Annotated in this window: 3 protein-coding genes; 1 reads left to right on the forward strand and 2 read right to left on the reverse strand. The window is 41.7% G+C overall.

The annotated features are described in order from the left end of the window. The coding region (locus tag ACLH1I_RS26470; protein WP_226566184.1) for a hypothetical protein at nt 1–89 on the forward strand (89 nt) is incomplete at its 5' end. Nucleotides 90–262: 173 nt separating this feature from the next. Here ACLH1I_RS26470 and ACLH1I_RS26475 read toward each other — a convergent pair. Together ACLH1I_RS26475 and ACLH1I_RS26480 are read right to left on the reverse strand one after the other, a co-directional pair. Continuing rightward, on the reverse strand, nt 263–487 hold the full coding sequence (locus ACLH1I_RS26475; RefSeq protein ID WP_223790111.1) for a DNA gyrase subunit B: 225 nt from the start codon (nt 485–487) through the stop codon (nt 263–265). A 1,305-nt stretch (nt 488–1,792) separates the two neighbouring features. After that, the coding region (locus tag ACLH1I_RS26480) for an IS1 family transposase (RefSeq protein ID WP_053902997.1) at nt 1,793–1,956 on the reverse strand (164 nt) is incomplete at its 5' end.

Below are 1,956 nucleotides of genomic sequence, written 5' to 3' on the forward strand. Positions count from 1 at the left end.
ATGGTCAGGTTGCGGAGGCTATGGCCCTGGTACGAGCGCTGAACAAAATGACGAAAGCAGGTATGCCTGAAAGCGTGCGTATTGCCTGAAAACACAACCCGCTACGGGGGAAACTTACCCGAAATCTGATTTATTCAACAAAGCCCACCGTTTTGTGTTATAGGGATGATGCCAGGGTGAACTTGGGTGAACTTGATGCCATATTCACCCCAATAAAAAGCCCCGCATAAGCGGGGCTGTAGATTCAGAAATATGGTTTTGGCTACTGGTAGGTATCTGCGAAATGCCCTTCGATCTGAGATCTGACATCAACAGTTTCGTCTAACTTTAAGGAATCATAGCCCTTAATATGGAAATGAGGCTCATATGCATAAATCGTAATAAATGCATATGACCCTTCATCTCCCGTGAAAATCTCATATTTGACGCGAGAAAGACCGGCACCAACTAACATGTATGTATCCAGAAGCTTCTGGGTATTCATCATCCATTCCTTTTCCTTTAAAAATCCTTATCAGCATACATGAATTCGATGGATGACGACAGCAATGAATTCTTGCAGATTTCAAAAAAACCTCAATATCAGTAAGTTAATACCCATACAGCCCCCCAAATACGCCAAAAAATAAAGCAGAAAGCAGCCAGGCAAGTGCAGTCTTCTTCATTAGCACTCCGTAAAATGCTATAGACATTGCTAGACACATCGTTATAAAAACTGGCCACATAGTCAATAAAAAAAGCAAATAACCAAAAAACCCACTATTAATAGTTATATTCACCGCTAACTTAACCCTGACGTTCTAAATATGAGCTGTATCGCATGACACCATGCAATCTGTTCTTTCTGGCGAACTATAGCATTATCAAAGCCACTTAGTGAATGCTTGATGCCTTAGCCGCTGAGCTCCGTTAACTGATTTACACCCGCTACGCTTGTTATATCCGGAGTGTTGTCTAAACTATCTAATGACTTTGCTCTGCCACGACAAAGTCCGTCGTTCTACCTGTGAGCTCAGGGATGAGCCACTTCCTGTAGTATCTGGCCTTCCATTTTTTCTCAAAACCAGTAGAAAAACATCCCGCAATCTGACTATACTCCTACATTGGCTGCCCCTGCAGCACTCCGTCAATTTGTCGGATTTACTCTACGGGGTTTTTTATAACCTGAAACTGCTGGACAAAAGGCTCCAAGAACTAAGCCCACCAGCAGCACATTTCCAGGATATCCAGAAACAGGATACCTAAGAGTTGTTATGTCCTTCGAACATATAAGGCGCGTATGATGATTAGTTATATTCAAACCTGAGCTCATCAAGCCTTAATGGTTTTCTTATAAAAGTATTTTTGCATTCGATAATGAGTATCTGTCCCTCGCACAATGCGCAAAGCATAGGGGAGGATTTATCGGAATCACCATTTCCACCGGTGTAATTATTAACCACCCAAAGAGTGTAATCAATCGTGTCATCTCTGACAAGATTGATATTCCCAGCATTCTGTTCACCTCGTAAAATATACTTACCCTGCTTATCTTTTATACCATGAGAGAGAGTTCCACTCCTTTATTAAAATAATAGATAAAAATCTTAAGTCCACCATCTGATACAAGTACTTCCAATGACAGTTTGTCACCTGAAGCTGGATAAGACATTCTTGCATAACATTTTCTAATCACAACCTACCTACTCATTTTTGGGTAGGATATAAGAAAGACAGGGACTGAACTCAACAAGAAAATAACCTATCGGGCTATAGCTTTATAATAAGCCTGCCAGCGGGTAATGACTCCAACTTACTGATAGTGTTTTATGTTCAGATAATGCCCGATGACTTTGTCATGCAGCGCCACCGATTTTGAGAACGACAGTGACTTCCGTCCCAGCCTTGCCAGATGTTGTCTCAGATTCAGGTTATGTCGCTCAATGCGCTGAGTGTAACGCTTGCTGATAACGTGCA

Source organism: Klebsiella sp. 1SOBk10mer, assembly GCF_046602535.1.
Classification (GTDB): domain Bacteria; phylum Pseudomonadota; class Gammaproteobacteria; order Enterobacterales; family Enterobacteriaceae; genus Klebsiella; species Klebsiella quasipneumoniae.